Annotated in this window: 17 protein-coding genes and 1 pseudogene; 14 read left to right on the top strand and 4 right to left on the bottom strand. The window is 38.9% G+C overall.

Translation table 11 applies throughout. The annotated features are described in order from the left end of the window. Positions 1 to 82: 82 nt before the first annotated feature. Positions 83 to 1,351, bottom strand: a complete 1,269-nt coding sequence (locus ACE38V_RS05735; RefSeq protein ID WP_375840247.1) for a dicarboxylate/amino acid:cation symporter — start codon at positions 1,349 to 1,351, stop codon at positions 83 to 85. A gap of 333 nt (positions 1,352 to 1,684) precedes the next feature. Between ACE38V_RS05735 and ACE38V_RS05730 the strand changes: the two are divergent. The 9 genes and pseudogenes from ACE38V_RS05730 to ACE38V_RS05690 form a co-directional block, all read left to right on the top strand. Next, positions 1,685 to 1,918: pseudogene (locus tag ACE38V_RS05730) on the top strand (multidrug ABC transporter ATP-binding protein); the annotation flags it as partial. Between the two features lie 157 nt (positions 1,919 to 2,075). Continuing rightward, positions 2,076 to 2,969 carry an NAD(P)/FAD-dependent oxidoreductase gene (locus ACE38V_RS05725; RefSeq protein WP_375840246.1) on the top strand — a complete coding sequence of 298 codons (894 nt, stop codon included), beginning with the start codon at positions 2,076 to 2,078 and terminating at the stop codon, positions 2,967 to 2,969. Between the two features lie 433 nt (positions 2,970 to 3,402). Then, complete coding sequence (locus tag ACE38V_RS05720) at positions 3,403 to 5,064, top strand: glycoside hydrolase family 13 protein (RefSeq protein WP_375840245.1); 1,662 nt, start codon at positions 3,403 to 3,405, stop codon at positions 5,062 to 5,064. A gap of 113 nt (positions 5,065 to 5,177) precedes the next feature. After that, a complete protein-coding gene (gene ybaK, locus ACE38V_RS05715) occupies positions 5,178 to 5,657 on the top strand; it encodes a Cys-tRNA(Pro) deacylase (RefSeq protein ID WP_375840244.1) in 480 nt (159 codons plus the stop codon). A 120-nt stretch (positions 5,658 to 5,777) separates the two neighbouring features. Beyond that, positions 5,778 to 6,869 carry a PRK06851 family protein gene (locus ACE38V_RS05710; protein ID WP_375840243.1) on the top strand — a complete coding sequence of 364 codons (1,092 nt, stop codon included), beginning with the start codon at positions 5,778 to 5,780 and terminating at the stop codon, positions 6,867 to 6,869. A 365-nt stretch (positions 6,870 to 7,234) separates the two neighbouring features. Next, the gene (locus tag ACE38V_RS05705) at positions 7,235 to 7,900 is read left to right on the top strand and encodes a DNA alkylation repair protein (RefSeq protein WP_375840242.1); all 666 of its coding nucleotides are present in this window, start codon (positions 7,235 to 7,237) and stop codon (positions 7,898 to 7,900) included. 29 nt (positions 7,901 to 7,929) lie between these two features. After that, positions 7,930 to 8,793 (top strand): Cof-type HAD-IIB family hydrolase, encoded by an 864-nt coding sequence (locus ACE38V_RS05700; protein WP_375840241.1) that lies wholly within the window; start codon positions 7,930 to 7,932, stop codon positions 8,791 to 8,793. Beyond that, entirely contained in the window at positions 8,794 to 9,870 is a 1,077-nt protein-coding gene (locus ACE38V_RS05695; RefSeq protein WP_375840240.1) for a PQQ-dependent sugar dehydrogenase, read from the top strand. 686 nt (positions 9,871 to 10,556) lie between these two features. After that, positions 10,557 to 11,291, top strand: coding sequence for a Crp/Fnr family transcriptional regulator (locus ACE38V_RS05690; protein ID WP_375840239.1), 735 nt, complete (start codon positions 10,557 to 10,559; stop codon positions 11,289 to 11,291). A 53-nt stretch (positions 11,292 to 11,344) separates the two neighbouring features. On the opposite strand, the gene bshB2 is transcribed toward ACE38V_RS05690, so the two are convergent. The 3 genes from bshB2 to pdxK all read right to left on the bottom strand — a co-directional run bounded on the left by bshB2 (position 11,345) and on the right by pdxK (position 13,634). After that, entirely contained in the window at positions 11,345 to 12,010 is a 666-nt protein-coding gene (gene bshB2 / locus ACE38V_RS05685) for a bacillithiol biosynthesis deacetylase BshB2 (protein WP_375840238.1), read from the bottom strand. 101 nt (positions 12,011 to 12,111) lie between these two features. Then, the gene (locus tag ACE38V_RS05680) at positions 12,112 to 12,459 is read right to left on the bottom strand and encodes a YojF family protein (RefSeq protein WP_375840237.1); all 348 of its coding nucleotides are present in this window, start codon (positions 12,457 to 12,459) and stop codon (positions 12,112 to 12,114) included. A 338-nt stretch (positions 12,460 to 12,797) separates the two neighbouring features. Beyond that, positions 12,798 to 13,634, bottom strand: coding sequence for a pyridoxine/pyridoxal/pyridoxamine kinase (gene pdxK / locus ACE38V_RS05675; RefSeq protein ID WP_375840236.1), 837 nt, complete (start codon positions 13,632 to 13,634; stop codon positions 12,798 to 12,800). A 193-nt stretch (positions 13,635 to 13,827) separates the two neighbouring features. On the opposite strand from pdxK, the gene ACE38V_RS05670 reads away from it, so the two are divergent. The 5 genes from ACE38V_RS05670 (at position 13,828) to ACE38V_RS05650 (ending at position 18,300) form a co-directional block, all read left to right on the top strand. Further along, positions 13,828 to 14,499 carry a response regulator transcription factor gene (locus ACE38V_RS05670; protein WP_375840235.1) on the top strand — a complete coding sequence of 224 codons (672 nt, stop codon included), beginning with the start codon at positions 13,828 to 13,830 and terminating at the stop codon, positions 14,497 to 14,499. After that, positions 14,496 to 15,851, top strand: coding sequence for a HAMP domain-containing sensor histidine kinase (locus tag ACE38V_RS05665; RefSeq protein WP_375840234.1), 1,356 nt, complete (start codon positions 14,496 to 14,498; stop codon positions 15,849 to 15,851). Before ACE38V_RS05670 ends, ACE38V_RS05665 begins: the two co-directional genes overlap by 4 nt. A 97-nt stretch (positions 15,852 to 15,948) precedes the next feature. Next, the gene (locus ACE38V_RS05660; protein WP_375840233.1) at positions 15,949 to 16,863 is read left to right on the top strand and encodes an ABC transporter ATP-binding protein; all 915 of its coding nucleotides are present in this window, start codon (positions 15,949 to 15,951) and stop codon (positions 16,861 to 16,863) included. Then, positions 16,863 to 17,573 (top strand): ABC transporter permease, encoded by a 711-nt coding sequence (locus tag ACE38V_RS05655; protein WP_375840232.1) that lies wholly within the window; start codon positions 16,863 to 16,865, stop codon positions 17,571 to 17,573. Before ACE38V_RS05660 ends, ACE38V_RS05655 begins: the two co-directional genes overlap by 1 nt. A 10-nt stretch (positions 17,574 to 17,583) precedes the next feature. After that, a complete protein-coding gene (locus ACE38V_RS05650; RefSeq protein WP_375840231.1) occupies positions 17,584 to 18,300 on the top strand; it encodes an ABC transporter permease in 717 nt (238 codons plus the stop codon). Positions 18,301 to 18,367 lie beyond the last annotated feature (67 nt).

The following is an 18,367-nucleotide window of genomic DNA, read 5'->3' as shown; positions in this document are numbered from 1 at the left end:
CTATAAAAATAGTAAAAAAGCAACCACAGAAACGGCATAGTGGTTGCTTTTCTATTGGTTATCCTTCAATTGACATCAGGGACTATGAAATTATCGATTTTTGAAAGCTCTTCTTTATCCAATTTTTCCCTTCAACGAAACGAGTGACCATCATGGCGCTGACTGTATTTCCAGTGGAGTTCAGTAAAGTGGCTGGTGCATCGATAATCGTGCTGATGACTGCGATAATGGGTAGAACTTCTGCTGGAAAGCCAAATACACTGAGGATAAGCATTTCGCCAATCATTCCACCACTTGGAATAGCACCCATAACAGCCCCAACTAAAAAGGAAACGCCGAGAATTGTTAATATACTGGTGATGCTGGTCATATCCTTTCCAAAAAGGCTAAATAAGAAAACAATCTTAAAAACACCGCCAAAGACAGAACCGTCTTTATGGGTATTGGCACCAAGGGGAATCATCGTTTCCGCAATATCCTTAGGAACCCCCATTTTTTGGACAGATTCTAGATTCACTGGAATACATGCTGCACTAGAGCATGTGGCAAGAGCTGTAACAGAAGGAGTGATGGCATTCTTCCAAAATACCTTTATCCCTTCCTTACCACCAGCAATGAATGCGTATAGGGTGAAAAATCCAAAATAATAAATAATAGCTAAAACTAAATAAAGAATAAATGTACGTGCGTACCCTTGAAGAATTTGTGGACCCAATTCGCCAATTACCGTTGCAAAATAACATCCAAGTCCGATTGGTGCATAATACATGACGAATTTAACGACCTTCATCATAACCGTTGTACCAGCAGATAGAAAGTCAGAAACCGGTTTTCCTTTTTCCCCAGTCATGGCCGTTGCTAAACCAAAGAGAACGGAGAACACAATGAGCTGTAACATATTGCTTTTAGAAAAAATCATCGAAAAGTCAGAAACCGTAAAGGTATTCACAAGTTGTCCTAAGAAAGTTACATCTTCCGCAGGCTGATCTGGCTTTGCTGCTTTATCCATCAAATGATTGATTGCGGACGTATCTGTATGTTCTAATGGATTCACAATCGATGTTCCAATAAATCCAATAACAGCAGAAATTAGGGCTGTTGCTAAGAAGACAATCACAATGCTTGCCATGATTTTTCCTAGTCTTTTCATCTCATTCATACTGGCAATAGCAGAAGCAATACTGAAAAAGACAAGTGGAACGATAATGGTGAACATTAAATTAAGAAACAAATCTCCAAATGGCTTTACAACAGTGGCATCTGTTCCATATATCGCGCCAGCTGTCCCACCAATTATTATGGATAAAAGCAGGATAATCGTTGACTTATAGTTTTTAAATATGTAGGCCAAACTAATCCCTCCTCCAAAATTTTTGTTCTACAAGAATTGACAATTTTTGAGTTCGGGTTAATTATACTTGAAAAACCAATAAGTGCAACTAGTCCCAGTGTATCTGGATCATATTGTAATGCCGAAGAAAAACCGATGAAAGCTCGCTTTCTCAGCTCTTCAAGACGAATTACTATAAATGTTCACCAATTATACTAAAATAAGAAACAAAATGATAAATAGTCGAGAGATATCAAGTTCTGGCTGATTTTCAAACGAAGATTTTTGGATTAATTTTACTATCAATCAACTAGACTATTGTATAGAGAAAATAAGGGAAGGGGACGGTCAAGAAACAGTATTGATACTATTAGCGAAATGAAGATTAATGAGGCCCTTAAAAGGCTCATGAAGGGACGCACAAGCTTTGTTATTGCCCACCGATTAAATACCGTTCGTAATGCAGATCAAATCCTTGTCTTAAAGAATGGGGCAATCGTGGAGAAGGGATCTCATCAGCAATTAGTCAAAAGGCAGGGATTCTATGCACATTTATATGAAAAGCAAAGAGCGAAAGGAGCGGTCTAACAAATATTCTTCTATTATCTAAAGGAAAATGAGAAGTGAAAAGGGAAATGTAATCAATTAATTCCTTATTTTACCTCAATATTTCAATAAATGGAGGAAGTTTATTTTTCAAAAAGGGTAAATTAAATGAAAACCAACTTTATTGGGAGGGGCTCATTTGATTTATGATTGTGTCGTTATTGGTGGAGGAATTGCCGGTTTGCAGGCGGCAATTCAATTAGGAAGGTATAGTCATAAAGTGTTAGTGATTGATGCAGGTGATGGCAGATCGATATTATGCCATAGCTATCACAACATATTGGGCTATCCTGATGGGATCAGCGGACTAAAGCTCCGAGAAATCGGCAGAGAGCAAGCGGAAAAATCGGGAGTCAATTTTCTTTTAGCTAAGGTCGAAAAAGTGAAGAGGGAGGGGAATCTATTTTCTCTCACGCTTCATAATGGTGGGGAACAGAAGGGAAGAAGACTTCTATTAGCGACTGGAGTGATGGATCGAATTCCTCCATTCCCTAATTTGTATCCGTGTCTTGGGAAGAGTGTGTATGTATGCCCTGATTGTGATGGCTATGAGGTAAAGAATCAAAAGGTTGCTGTGATAGGGTCCGGAATCGTTGGTGCGAATATGGCATTAACGTTAACCTATTTTACCGATCAAATCATTTTGATCAATCATGAAAGAGAGGAGATAGCAAGAGATATTGAGCAAAGGCTTAAAGAAAAAGGAATTCGATATATCAATCAGCAGATTGAAGAAGTACTAGCGGATGGTGAGCAGTTGCTTGGGTTCCGTCTTCAAGATCAAAGTAAGATCGAGATTAAGCAAGCTTTTATAGCCTTTGGAGGAAATGAGGTAAAATCTAATATTGCAAGTCAGCTTGGGGTGGAACGTTTGGAAAATAAACATATCGTAACGAACCCAAGAACCAAGATGACAAGTGTCCAAAATGTTTGGGCTGCCGGGGATGTTGCAGCACATTCGGAGCAGGTCACCATTGCTATGGGAGAAGGATCCCAAGCGGCTATTTGGATTCATAAATCAATCATAAAGTGAAACTTCCATCAGTGGGGGTTTTCGACGCACAGGACGTGAAGCGTGCAGACGTTGTGATTGACATCGCGCTTTTAGTCTGCCATTCATCCCCCACTGATGGTTAGTCACGCAGAGCCTGATTGATTTTTCTAAGGGCTGAAGCCCAAAGAAAAATCTTATTTCACTTATCACGCTCATAACGCCACGTCCTGTGGCTTCGCCTGACTAGGACCTCCAGTCCGTCGTCGGACCTTTACGGACAGTTGATCTCCCACTTACCTTCTTCGTATTCTCAGAATTTTGAAGTAGGAGTCAAAATGTCCGTTAAGAGTGGGATAAATGAATAGAAGCAAATAACGAGGATTGAAAAAGGATTGGCTGACGGTACACTAATAGTACAAGGGAAATGCAAACGATTGCACAATAAAATTTTTTCTAAAAAAGGAAGTAAGATATGGAGAAAATTTGGTGGAAAGAAATAGTGGCGTATCAAGTCTATCCTCGTAGCTTTCAAGACTCGAATGGTGATGGAATTGGTGATCTTCAAGGGATGATTCAAAGATTGGATTACATCAAGGATTTGGACATTGATGTCATCTGGATTTGTCCAATGTATAAGTCGCCCAATGATGATAACGGCTATGATATTTCAGACTATCAGGATATTATGGCTGATTTCGGGACGATGGCTGATTTTGAACAGCTATTAACGGAGGTTCATTTGCGAGAGATGCGCTTAATCATTGATTTAGTTCCGAATCATACTAGTGATGAACATCCATGGTTTATTGAATCCCATTCCTCAAAAGAAAGTTCAAAACGAGATTGGTATATATGGAGAGATGGGAAAAATGGAGCCGAGCCAAATAATTGGGATAGTATATTTGAAGGTTCTGCGTGGGAATATGATGAACGGACCCAACAGTATTATCTACACATTTTTTCAAAAAAACAGCCCGATTTAAACTGGGAGAACTCAGAGGTTCGAGGAGCCATTTATGAAATGGTGAACTGGTGGTTGGATAAGGGGATTGATGGCTTTCGCATTGATGCCATCAGTCATATTAAAAAGCGGCATGGTCTTCCCGACATCCCGAATCCTGAAGGGAAAAGATATGTCCCCTCCATTGATATGCATCTAAACCAAGATGGAATTCTTGACTTTTTGCAGGAGTTTAAGGAGAAAACCTATGCAAATTATGATGTTATGACAGTGGGTGAAGCCAATGGGGTTTCGGCAGATGAAGCCCATCTTTGGGTTGGCAAGCAAGGAAAAATGGATATGATCTTTCAATTTGAACATTTAGGCCTGTGGGATGCAGTAAAAAGCAAAGAAATGGATATTGTCAAATTAAAGCAGGTGCTTACCTGCTGGCAGAATTCGCTTGCTGAGGATGGCTGGAACGCCCTATTTGTCGAAAACCATGATAAACCAAGAATCGTATCAACCTGGGGTGATGAGGGAGCATATTGGAAGGAAAGTGCTACTGCAATCGCCTCGATGTATTTTCTTATGCAAGGAACGCCGTTTATTTATCAAGGTCAAGAAATTGGAATGAAGAATGTTCATTTCCCTTCCATTGAGGATTACGATGATGTTCAAGTCAAAAATCAATACCGAATCTGGAAGGAGCAAGGAATGGCAGAAGAGGAGATTATGGAAATCATTTGGGCTTCTGCACGGGATAATAGCAGAACTCCCATGCAATGGTCTGATGCCCCTAATGCTGGTTTTACAGAAAGCATTCCATGGATGAAGGTCAATCCGAATTACAAGGAAATTAATGTTTACAAGCAAATTTCTGAGGAAGATTCGATTTTATCTTTTTATAAAAAAATGATCCGTTTGAAAAAGGAAAATGACATTTTTACTTATGGAAGATATGATCTTCTATTAGAGAAAAATAAGCAGATCTATGCTTATACAAGAACACTTGGTGAGGAGCAAGTGTTGATTATCACAAACCTCACAAAAAGGGAAGCCTTGTTTACTGAGGTTGACTTGATGCTGGAAATAGATCATTTATTATTAAATAATTATCCAGTAGACTACCATGAGCCGCTCCAAAGCTTTAGCTTAAGACCGTTTGAAGCAAGAGTATATCGTGTTAAATAAATTTACGTGAGCTCCAATGATTTGGGGCTCTTTTCTATGGTGCTAGATCATTTTTTTCTTAATGTAGATGGTGATAAAATGAAGATAACTAAATTTGTTGGAGGCATGAACTTATGGCACAGGGGAAGACCAATGCAATGCGAATTCTGGACGCAAATAAAATCAACTATCAGATGATTACCTATGAAAATAAAGATGGAAAAATAGACGGTTTATCCGTTGCTGGAAAAATTGGCAGAGACCCGAAAAGCGTATATAAAACTCTTGTTGCTCAAGGGAGCAGTAAAAATCTTTATGTGTTTGTGATCCCTGTCGCAGCTGAGTTGGATTTGAAAAAGGCAGCAAAGGCAGTTGGAGAGAAAAAGGTTGAAATGATTCATGTCAAGGATATTCAAAAATGGACAGGCTACATTCGCGGAGGCTGTTCCCCAATCGGGATGAAAAAGCAGTATCGGACGTTGATCGATCAAAGTGCAGAAAATCTTGAGACAATCATTGTCAGCGGTGGAAAAATAGGCATACAGATTGAGTTAACGGTTCCGGATTTACAAGCTGCTACTGAAGCAGGGCTGGAGGCAATCATTAAAGATTAAATGGTATCTCCAATGCAAAATGTATCAGATTTTCTCCATATGGGCATACACCTATGTCAGATTTTCTCCATAAATTAAAATGTGAAATGAAAAACGCTATAAGTGAAAAGGAGTGTTATAGTGGCTGGGAAAATCAAGAATTACTTTGCAGGTGGAAATACAGCTCGTGGATTTTTCAGCTTATATGAATCAAATCTTCAAGGATTATCCCGTGTATATATACTTAAGGGAGGACCTGGGACAGGAAAATCAACGCTAATGAAAACAATTGGCAATAATTGGTTGAAAAAAGGGTTTAATATTGAATTCTTGCATTGTTCCTCCGATAATGATTCCATTGATGGCGTGATTATTCCAGCCTTAAAGGTAGGAATTGTTGACGGAACTGCTCCCCACATTATTGAACCAGCGGCCCCTGGTGCCATTGAGGAGTATGTAAACCTTGGTGAAGCGTGGGATTCAGAAAAATTATCTTTACAAGCAAGTGAAATTATCTTCCTAAATTCACAAATAAAAGAGGCCTTTCAATCCGCATATCGAACCTTTAACAGCGCACTTTCCATCCATGATGATTGGGAGAAAATCTATATTGAAAATATGGATTTTAAAAAGGCAGATGAGCTAACCGCGACGCTTAAAAAATCATTTTTTGCCAATATGTCATTAAATAAAAAGGCAGATATTCGCCATCGTTTTTTAGGTGCGGCCACTCCAAAGGGAGCAGTGGATTTTGTTCCAAATCTGACGGAAGATATTCCGAAAAGGTATTTTATTAAAGGTAGAGCAGGAAGCGGCAAATCTACACTACTCAAGGAACTGGCCACTAAAGCAGAAGCACGCGGCTTTGATGTGGAGATTTATCATTGCGGTTTTGACCCTCATAGCTTAGATATGGTGATTGTAAGAGAATTAGGGATTGCGATATTTGATAGCACAGCCCCACATGAATATTTTCCATCACGTGATGGCGATGAAATTGTGGATATGTATGAAAAAGTCATCATGCCAGGAACGGATGAGATTTATGCAGAGCGAATTGCCGAAATCGCAAAGCTTTATCGTGCAAAAATGAATGAAGCTACTGGATATCTCGCACAGGCTAAGGAACTGCATGATCATCTTGAAGCTATTTATTTGGAGGCCATGGATTTTCAAGTGGCGGATGGAATTCGTGAAAGAATAGATCAAAAAATCCAGCAACTTGCCAAGTAATAAAATAGGAAGAGCTGACTCACAATGTTGGGTCAGCTTTCATTTTTCAGGGTGAATATTTCTCCTTTGTAAAGGGATCTAATTTCTCCTCTATTCGATCTAATTGTACTTTTTATTTTTTTAAGGAACGAATGAAGAAAATGATCAAAATAATGAAAAATATAGGAACAAGAAGGGCGAATAATTGAAAAATGATATCTCCAATATTATAGTGCAACTATAAACACCTCCACAGAAACAGTATGCTAAAATGAAATCAAAAATTTTATTTTGGTTAATAGCTAATTATCATGAGAATGTGGCAGCGAAGAGAATGGTGCCTAGGCCTTAAAAGATGACGATAATAAAATCTATTAGGAGGAAATATGGAACCAATCGACGCAATCCGCCTATTATTAGAGGCACATCAAAATGAATCGAATGCCATTCCAATGGGAAACTATATGAAAAACCATTTTCCTTTTTTAGGGATAAAAAAACCGGAGCGCGAAAAGCTTGTGAAGCAATTTTTCAAGGAAAGTGAAATCCTAAAGCAACCGCTGGATTTTGATTTTATTCAGGAGCTCTGGAAAAAAGATGAGCGAGAATATCAATACACTGCCTTAGATTATTTAGAAAAATCACTAAAAAAGTTGAAAAAGGACAATCTTCCCTTTCTTGAAAAGCTAATTACAACCAAATCATGGTGGGATACCGTTGATATCATTGCACCAAAGCTAATCGGTAAATTAGCCCAAGATTACCCTGAAATCATAGAAGAGGTGATTAACGGTTGGGCGGTGAGTGAAAATTTTTGGCTTATACGGGCGGCAATCTTATTTCAACTAAAATGGAAGGATCGTACAAATGAAAAACTTTTATATCACTATATTGAAAAAAACGCCAGTACTAAGGAGTTTTTTATTCAGAAGGCGATGGGATGGGCGCTTAGAGAATATTCGAAAACCAATCCCGATTCAGTCAAGCAGTTTATAGAAGGACATGCCCTTCCAAAACTCACGATACGAGAAGGAAGAAAATACTTAACATAAGAAAATACTGACATAGAAGGAGAATGTAAATGATTAAATGTATTGCAACCGATATGGATGGAACATTGTTAACCGCACAGCAGAAAATTACAGAGGAAAATATTAAAGCCATTCGAGAAGCACAGTCAATGGGAATTGAAGTGGTGGTCGCAACAGGGAGATCTTATTCAGAAGCCTCTTCTGTTCTGAAAGAGGCAGGATTAACGGTTCCCTATATTTGTGTGAATGGAGCCGAGGTGAGAACATCTAAGGGGGAAGTATTAACTTTCAATCCATTGGAAAAGAAGATTGCTCGGGAGGCAACGAAAACCCTCGAACAACATGATGTTTATTATGAAATCTATACGAATCATGGAACATTTACGAATAGCTTTGCCCAATCCGTCCGCATTTTAGTAGATATCATTACGACAGCCAATCCTAATGTAGACCCAAGTTTTATTACAAAGAGGGCTGAGGGACGATTACATAATGGACGAGTAAAGGAAGTCCATCATTATGATTTACTCCTTAATAGTGATGATCACCATATTTATAAGCTTCTGGCATTTGCCAAGGGCGAGGAGCAGTTAGCAGCTTCTGCAACCAATCTTAGGAAAATTGCAGGTTTATCTGTGAGCTCATCTGGTTATAACAATATTGAACTAACTAGTATTCATGCACAAAAAGGCATTGCGTTAGAGGCATTTATTAATGAAAGAGGAATATCATTAGAAGAAACAATGGCGATTGGCGACAATTATAACGATCTTTCCATGCTATCAAAAGTAGGGAGATCCGTCGCGATGGGGAACGCAGATGAAAACATTAAGGCTCAATGTCACTTTGTAACGGCATCAAATGAGGAAAGCGGGGTGGGAAAAGCGATATTTGAAGCAATAAGGAGGAACTAAATGAAAAAAGGGTTGTTGGTTGGACTGTGGGCTATGATTTTTTTGGTAGGTTGTTCGATCGGAAATCACCATAATCAGGCGGATGATGAAAAGGAAACGGTTGCACCTTCAAAGGATGTCAAGGTGATAGCCAATCAACTGCAAATTCCATGGGCAATTGCCAAAATTGGCGATACTTTTTACATAAGTGAAAGAACAGGAACCATTGTGAAATATTCAGGTGAGGGTAAAATTCGACAGAAGGTGTACTTAAAGAAGCCATTAGCACAGGCAGCTGAGGCAGGATTGTTAGGATTTGTACTTTCTCCTGATTTTCAAAAAAATGGGATTGCCTATGCCTATTATACTTATAAGGATGAGAGCGGGCAGTTTAATCGGATTGTCACTCTTCATTTATCCGGAAATGAATGGCAAGAGGAGAGCCTTTTACTCGATAGAATTCCAAGTGGAGCCTATCACCATGGTGGGAGACTGGCCATTGGCCCTGATGGCATGCTCTATGCGACCGCAGGAGATGCTGCAAAAAATCCTGAAGTAGCTCAAGATCTTCATTCTTTAGCTGGAAAAATATTAAGATTAAATTTAGATGGCTCCATTCCAAAGAATAATCCCTTTCCCAATTCCTATGTGTATAGCTACGGCCATCGCAACCCTCAAGGGCTCACTTGGGCACCGGATGGCACCCTCTATGCCAGCGAGCATGGTCAATCGGCCCGCGACGAAATTAATCGCATTCAGAAGGGGCACAATTATGGTTGGCCGGTGATTCAAGGAGACGAAAAAAGCGAGGGGATGGAAACACCGTTATTTCATTCAGGTGCAAACGATACATGGGCACCATCTGGCATGGCCTATTATAATGACAAGCTTTATGTTGCCACTCTCCGAGGTAATGCCGTCCGCGTTTTTGACTTAAAGTCTGGAACTACGGAAAAGGTCATTACGGGTTTAGGACGAATCCGCGATGTCTTCATCGAAGGGAATACTCTTTATTTTATCAGTAATAATACGGACGGACGCGGCACCCCGGATGAAGAGGACGATAAGCTTTATCAAGTTTTACTAGAGGAATTATAAGATCCTTGAGTGATAGCTTAGTTTACTACTTGCCATAAGTGAAGAAAAAATGGTATAGTGACAAAGCGATGAGCTAAATTGTGTAAGTCGACAGACACTCCATTTATGGAAATGCACGATGTGGCGTGCAGTCTCGGTCGCCTCAATACGTAAAAAAGATGTCCTTTCTTGTGAAGGGCATCTTTTTTGTTTGAATGAAATTGAAGCTAAAGATAAAAGATAAACGGGAGTTGGTTCCATCCATTGTGGGCAGCAGAATAAGAAAACGGGTAAAATGCATGTTAATAAGGAGCTATAATTAAGCTAAAAGAATTAAAAAGGGCATCATGCTCTGTTCAACTTTCACAAAACACAATGCCTCCTTATAACGAATTAAAAAATCTCAATCCCAGAGAATTCACTTGTGAAACAAGTAAGTCCTCATATTTCTTTTGCGCTAAATAATAGATTTCCTGGTCACTGACCTTGAATGAATATAAGTACATTTCTAATCTTAAGTGGAAGAAAATGGTGTGTTTGTGATGTAAATCATATTTTCCTGTGAAGTTTCTGTGAAAAATAAATAATGACAAGGATGGAAGCGCTTAATAAATTGTTGATAAATTGTGAAAAAAATCACGCAAAAATAGGATTATACCATTTAGAATAAAAGAAACAGAGAAAAGCAGGAAAATGGGGTGATACACATGTTTGATGAAGTAGTAGATCCACATATCAGAATTATAAAAAAATCAAATATCGAGGAATTTCTAGGAAAAATAAAGGCCTTTAAAGATCTTTCAAAGGAATCCATTAGACTTTTAGATAAACGAATTCAAAAGCTAAAGTTCAAAAAGGGCGAAATCTTATTTACGGAATTTGATGAAGCAAGAGGCGTCTTTTTTGTCGATCATGGAATCGTAAAGCTCACCAAATTAGACGAAAATGGGAATGAAATTATTGTCTGTATTAAGAAGGAGGGCGAAATCTTTGCGGAGGCTTGTCTGTTTAATGAGCAGATGAGCAACTATCCGGCAACAGCCACAATGGTCCAGGCTGGGGAAATTTTCTTCCTCAATACCGAGAAATTAGAGCAGGAATTATTGCATTCACCGGAGCTTGGGGTCAGAATCATTCATTATATGAGCGAAGCGTTAAGAGATATGACGCTCTCATTGCGGGATGTGACCATGCTTGATGTTCAAACCAAAACAATAAAGACACTTGAGAAGCTCGCAAGGAAATTCGGCGAAAGAGTCCATAATGAAGTCCATGTGGAGCTTCCAGTTACCGTTCAAGAATTTGCCTCCTTAGTTGGCAGTTCACGGGAAAGCGTCAGCAGGGTATTTTCAAAATTGAAAAAAGAAGGAATTATTGTGGCATCTGGGAAAAAAATAATTATCCCCGACTGGAATCACTTTTGTTCGCTGACAACAAAATAAAAATAAAAATAACCCTAGTGTATCCCTAAGCATCACTAGGGTTATTTCGTTTATTATATTTGATAAGTCCAGAAGCGTTCCGTGTTAATTCTCGCCATCACTTGTGGATCCTTACTATTTAGCTTTTCTTCCGTGTCTGAAATCATGAACTGTGTTTGAGAGAGATGGGCTTTCATTGCTGCAATTTTTTGATCAGCAACGGCGCTTACATCATTCATGATATCGGGCTCACCTAGTTCTTCGATGCAATTATTGGAAAATGCGACACAGTGGAGTCTTGGCCTTTTTTCTTTAGGCATGCTCTTGACGGCTCTAATGACTGCCGCACCGGTGGCATCGTGATCAGGATGGACAGAATAACCTGGATAGAAGGTGATAATTAAGGATGGCTGGGTTTCAGCGATAATCGCGGAAATATCATTTGCTAATGCTTCCTCGTCTTCAAATTCTACGGTCTTATCTCGATATCCAAGCATGCGCAAATCCTGAATTCCGATGGCTTTGGCCGCATTTATTAATTCCTGCTTCCGAATAAGTGGAAGCGATTCACGGGTAGCAAAAGGAGGATTTCCTAAATTTCTCCCCATTTCTCCGAGCGTTAAGCATGCATAGGTAACGGGTGTCCCATTTTTCGTATGGGATGCAATCGTACCCGAAACCCCGAAGGCCTCATCATCCGGATGAGGGAACACAACTAAAACATGACTTTCTTTTCCCATTTTGGAGCTCCTTTCTAATTTAGGGTTTGGTTTATCATATGACTAACGTTTATCAGTGAATTCAACTCTCTTTGCCCATGCTACTATCGAGCTGTCTGCCATTATTCAAAAGGTGTTTTGCTAATTTCTAATGCAACCGCGAGTTTTCCTTCAAAATCATGCCCCGCTAAAAGCAGACGATCCTTCTCATCAACCTCAAAATGAGTTATTCCTTCTGCATAAACCCAACCAATTCCCATCTTCAGGCCAATTCGATAGGGACCGCTACCTGTTATTTTTCCATGCTCATATTGAATGAGTGCATTACGAATATAGGCACCAGAAGAAAAGAAAGACTCATCACGATGCGCGGCATAGGCACCATTGGTTGTTTCTAAATGAAGATAAACATCCTGCTTGCTAAATCGATCCAACTCTTTTTGAACTTGTTCGGTAATGACCTTTTCCATTTGCATGACCTCCTTTGATATAGGGTAGAAGTGTATGGACTTTAAAGATAATAATATCTTACTAAAAAGAGGGGAAAAAGCGAAATAGATTGGCTTGAGATTTTGGAAAGAGCGGAGGACAGAAGGAAGGAAAGTATGGGAGCGAAAAGGATCTCAAAGGGCAACAGCCAAGAAAATATAAGAAAATTGTCCGAAAACAGCAGAAAAACATGAATAATATAGGGGTCCTAGAAAAATGTATCATTAAAATCAAACTCAATTAAATCTGCAATTGCCCGTTACGAAAAAGGCACAAAAAAAGATAGATAACGTCTTCGTCACCTATCTTCAAGATCTCATTATTTAGAAGTTTGCTCTGCTTCCAAGCGACCAGCACCAAAGATACGGTAAGCGCCATGCATTGTAGGACCAACATATTCATTAAGTTTAAATCCGTGGCTGATGGCAGCTGTAATAAAGTCTTTAGCTACCGCAATCGCCTCAATAACAGATTTTCCTTTTGCTATTTCAGCTGTAATAGCAGCGGAGAAAGTGCATCCGGCTCCATGAATATACGTGGTATCGATTCGTTCACTTTCGTATAGTTTAAAATCATTGCCATCAAATAATAGGTCAACCGCTTTTTCATGTTGTAGCTTGCTGCCACCTTTAATCATGACATATTTTGCACCAAGTTCATGAATTTTTACAGCGGCTTCCTTCATGTCGCTAACGGTGCGAATCGGGCCAGTTTTCGATAATTGCCATGCTTCAAAAAGGTTTGGTGTCACAACGGTTGCACGTGGAACTAGGAGTTCACGAAGGGCATCGGCAGTATCTGGCTGAAGTACTTCATCTTCACCTTTACATACCATAACCGGGTCAATGACTACTTTATCCAATTTGTTTTCGTCAATCGCTTTTGCCGTAAGTTCAATCGTTTCAACAGAGCCTAACATCCCTGTTTTCATCGCATCAACACCTATGGAAAGAACCGTATCTAGCTGTGCTTTTAATGTTTCAATCGCAATAGGAGTAACGTTATGATGCCATCCGTTTGGCTCCATCGTTACGATCGTTGTTAAAGCGGTCATTCCATAGACGCCAAGTTCTTGGAATGTTTTTAAATCTGCCTGCATGCCTGCGCCGCCACTTGTATCAGAGCCGGCAATTGTTAAAGCTTTTTTCATGGTCATATGTAAAAAACCTCCTGCACCTTAAATAAGTTAAGCTATTAGAGTTTAGTTTATCACATCTGTCTTCTTATAAAAAAGAATGTGGATGGATTTTTGCTATCAATTAAAATTTTTGCCCAATTAGAAAAAAATGGCTAGTATTTCAAAAATTCATTTACTATGATAGGTCTGTGGAAAGGTTAGGTGAAGACGGATGAAATCTATTTTATACATAGAAGATGATCTTGAAATAGGCAAATGGGTAAAGGATGACTTAGAGGCAAGGGGTTATAAAGTGAATTGGCTAGTATCCGGGGAGAAAGCGATGAGCTTTATCAATGATGTAGATTTAGCAGTATTAGATATCATGCTTCCGGGGCTAGATGGGTTTACGATTGGGCAAAGGTTGAAAAAGGAAAGAGCAGAGGTTCCGATTCTGTTGCTTTCTGCGCGCACAGCGGTGGATGACAAGCTGCAAGGGCTTCAGTTTGCCGATGATTATTTAACAAAACCTTTTCACCCAGAGGAACTAGCCGCTAGAATTGAAGTCCTGCTTAGAAGATTTGGCCATAATTTGAAACAGGAAATACAACTTGGTCATATCAAGGTGTTATTAAATGAAAACCGTATGATAGATGGTAGAACAGGTAAAGAATTGATTTTAACAGGGAAGCAATATCAAATCTTTATGTTTCTCTTAAAACATCCAAATCAAATTTTAACGAAGGAACAGATTTATGAAGCTGTTTGGGGTGAACCATACTTGGAAGGAGATAAGACTCTAATGGTTCATATTCGTTATTTACGAGAGAAAATAGAAGAAAATCCAAGTGCTCCAACAATTATTGAAACTATTCGTGGAATTGGGTACAGGATAAAATTATGAGATTAAAGAGTTCCTTACTATCCAAGTATTTATTGCTTATTTTCATAGCGATTATGATTATGCCTGTCACATTTCCTATCCTTAGTTTGTTAATTTATGTTCCTAATGATGACGCTCAGAATCAATATAAAAATGGGACGGATATAGAGAAACTATGGCATCAGGAGGCAGGAAGGCTTAATCAGGCTTCAGATAATGAAATCAATTTGCGAATAGAAACTCTTCACAGGAAGTATAGGAAAGCAATTATGTTTTGGGTTGATCAAAAGGGGAATACAAAGTACAGCATCCCCTTCCAAAAATCTATTCCTGCTCATTGGAATAGTAGTTATACGATTGATTTTTTGAAGAAGAGCTACGATGGGGACCCTTTTACTGTAGTGGCTTTTATTGGTGCTAATAAAAATCAGGGATTTATGGTGATGCAGGTCCCACGGTCAGAAATGAAAGCTTCTGGGAATCAAGCTCAGGAGAAATACAATTATATTATCATTATTGGATTGTTCCTCATTTTGGCAGCTTTTATATTTGTGTCATGGATTTTTTTCTACCGAATTCGAAAAAGGCTATTGCGTTTACAAGGGGCAATGATTGAACCAACGGACAGAGGAATACCAACTGCCCTTCAAGTAGGGAGATTGGATGAGATTGGGAAATTGGAACAGTCCTTTAATGGGATGATTGGAAAGCTTGAGGAAGGAAGAAAACGAGAGCAGGAAGAAGAAGACTTAAGGCGTCGATTAATCGCGAATTTATCCCATGACTTACGAACTCCTTTGACAACGATGAGGGCCCAGGTCTATCAGTTACAAAAGGAGCCGTTAAATGAGGATGGGAAGCAGTCATTAAAACTGATTGATAATAAGATTTCATTTCTTGCAGAATTAATTGAGAATTTGCTGTCATACTCTCAATTAACATCCGGGAAGTATCCTTATCATCCTCAACTTATTGATATTGTGAGGCAGATTCGCGCCTCAATCGCAAATTGGTATCCTGTTTTTGAAAAGGATGGATTTATTATTGATGTTGATTTACAGGACGAGCCGATGCAATGGTTGATAGACCCTCTTTGGTTGGAAAGAATTCTTGATAACTTCTTTCAAAATATTAATAGGCATGCTAAAAAGGGGAAATATATTGGGGTTAAACTGCAAAAACAAAAATCCGGTAAGATGCTAGTGATAGAAGATAAGGGGCCCGGTATAGAAGCTGATTCTACTGAGAAGGGAACGGGAATGGGGTTAACCATTGTCACTCTCATGCTAAAGGAAATGAATCTAGATTGGGAGATTGAAAGCAATCAACAAGGAACAAAGGTCATTATATGGTTCAAGGAAGAAGTTGCCTAGTTTAAATAGGGCAGCTTCTTTTTTTAAACAAAATTTAACCTTCCTAGACCTCTTGATTTAACCTTCAAAGGATAAAATCCGTATTGAGGTGAAGGAAATGAGTGACATAATTGTTCAAACAAATGGATTAACTAAGAATTTCGGGTTAAGAACGGTGGTCGAGAATGTTGACTTGCAAATAAGAAAAGGGGATATATATGGATTCCTTGGTCCAAACGGGGCGGGAAAGACAACAACCATTAAGATGCTTCTTGGCCTTTCTAAGGCAACAAAAGGCTCTATTCAAATTTTTGGTCAGGATTTGAAAAGGGAAAAATTGAGCATTTTGAAAAAGGTGGGTTCTCTTGTTGAATATCCTTCTTATTATGGCCATCTGAATGCTTATGAAAATTTAGAAGTTTTAAGAAAATTACTGGATGTACCAAAATCTAGAATAGATGAAGTATTGTCTATTGTTCGTTTGAAGCATGAGGCGAAGCGTCCTGTAAAGGGATTTTCCTTAGGAATGAAGCAAAGATTAGGAATTGCAATGGCCCTTCTGGGAAATCCGGAGTTATTGATTCTAGATGAACCAACAAATGGATTGGATCCGGCTGGAATTATCGAAATTCGCGAGCTGATTAAAAGGATGCCAAAGGAAAATGGAATCACGATTCTTGTTTCCAGTCATCTTTTGTCGGAAATAGACCAAATGGCGAATGAAGTTGGAATTATATCCAATGGAAAGATGATCTTTCAAGATTCCATTGAAACCTTAAGGAAAAGCTCTTCTAATCAAATACGCTTAAATGTGAGCCATGAATCCGGTGCATTATCTCTTTTGATTGCAAATGGTTATAAAGGAGAGCTAAAAAACGGACAGATCTATTTTCAAGGAATTGATGATGAACGTGTTGCAAAAATGATTCATATCCTTGTCGACCATTCTTATTCGATTTATCGAGTGGAAGAAGAAAAGCAATCACTAGAAGATATTTTTCTAAAGCTTACGGGGAAAGGAGGGGGCCTATAATGATGGGTATCTTTGCTTCTGATTTCATTAAGATTCGAAGGAAAGGGATTATCTTTCTAATGATTCTTGGCCCAGTGGGAGTGATTGGTTTAGAGGCTGTAAACTTTATTCTTCGCTATGATTATTTAACAAAGGAATATGAAAAGGATTTGTGGAGGGGTCTTATTGATGATGCCCAGTTCTTGGCGGTCCCTACGTTAGTGATTGGTTTAACGATTATCATCTCAATGATTGCTAATATTGAGCACCAAACAAATTCGTGGAAGCAATTGCTGGCATTGCCAATTTCAAGATGGAAGGTCTTTACAAGTAAATTCACACTAGCTTTTGTCCTTCTTTGTACCTCAAGTATCCTTCTTGCTGTAGGAACCGTAGTTTTAGGGTATGTATTACAGTTTGGAACGGATATTCCCTTTTCGTATTTAATTAGAATGTGCTTTTATCCATTTCTTGCAGCAATGCCTTTTATCGCCTTACAGATGTGGCTTTCCATTATGATTCAAAACCAGGCCATTCCCCTTACGATAGGCATTCTTGGAACGGCTCTCTCTCTTTACGGATCTGCTCTTCCTGATTGGGTCCCTTATAAATGGCCGACTTTAATCAATGATTGGAATGAACCCCTTTATTCGGTTGTAGCAGGTATTTTTGTTGGAGCGGTGATCTATGCGATTGGGATTTTCAATTTTGTGAAGAGGGATGTGAAATAGGGTGCTAAAGATGTTTCAATCAGAGTTTCTAAAAATCAGAAAATCATCCATATGGTTGTTAATCTTTGTGAGTCCGCTATTAGCTACAGTGGCAGGTTTTGCTGAGCCAATTGTGAAAAATGAAGGTCAATGGGCATTTACGCTTTCCTTGATGACTTTTGTACACGCTCTGCTTTTTTTACCGCTGTTAGCAGGTGTTTTCTCTGCCTTTGTTTGTCGGTATGAGCATATTGGAGGTGGCTGGAAGCAAATGCTCTCTATGCCTGTTTCAAGGCACCATATTTATATAGTTAAATTCGGCATTGTAATTGGATTGCTTTTTTTAACACAGCTTTTATTTTTAGTGGGACTTTTGTTTATTGGTGAGGTAAGAGGTTTTTCTGGAGATATCCCATGGAAAATGGTATTGATAAGTGTTATGGGCGGCTGGATTGCGACCATGCCAATAGCTGCGTTACAAATGCTTGTTTCTGTTGCCTGGTCTAGCTTTGCTGCCCCTTTAGCTATCAATGTTATTCTTACACTCCCCAATATTTTGGTGGTTAATTCGGCAAAGTATGGTCCCGTCTATCCATGGGCACAGCCTTTCTTAGCCATGATTCCACATAGGGGTGATGCTTATTTTGCTCTTAATATTTCGGTAGAAACTTTGTTTTTTGTCATTTTAGGAAGTTTATGTGTCTTTTTCTTGTCAGGAATTATTTATTTCCAGAAAAAAGAAGCATAACGGTTATTTTATGAATCATTTCCTCCTAAAATGGATGGGAGTGACACCATAGACTAGTTTTTTATTT

The organism is Cytobacillus sp. Hz8, assembly GCF_042263505.1.
Taxonomy (GTDB): Bacteria; Bacillota; Bacilli; order Bacillales; family Cytobacillaceae; genus Bacillus_BE.
The sequence above is the reverse complement of the archived record's forward strand: the minus strand, read 5'-3'. Positions and strand labels throughout refer to the sequence as shown.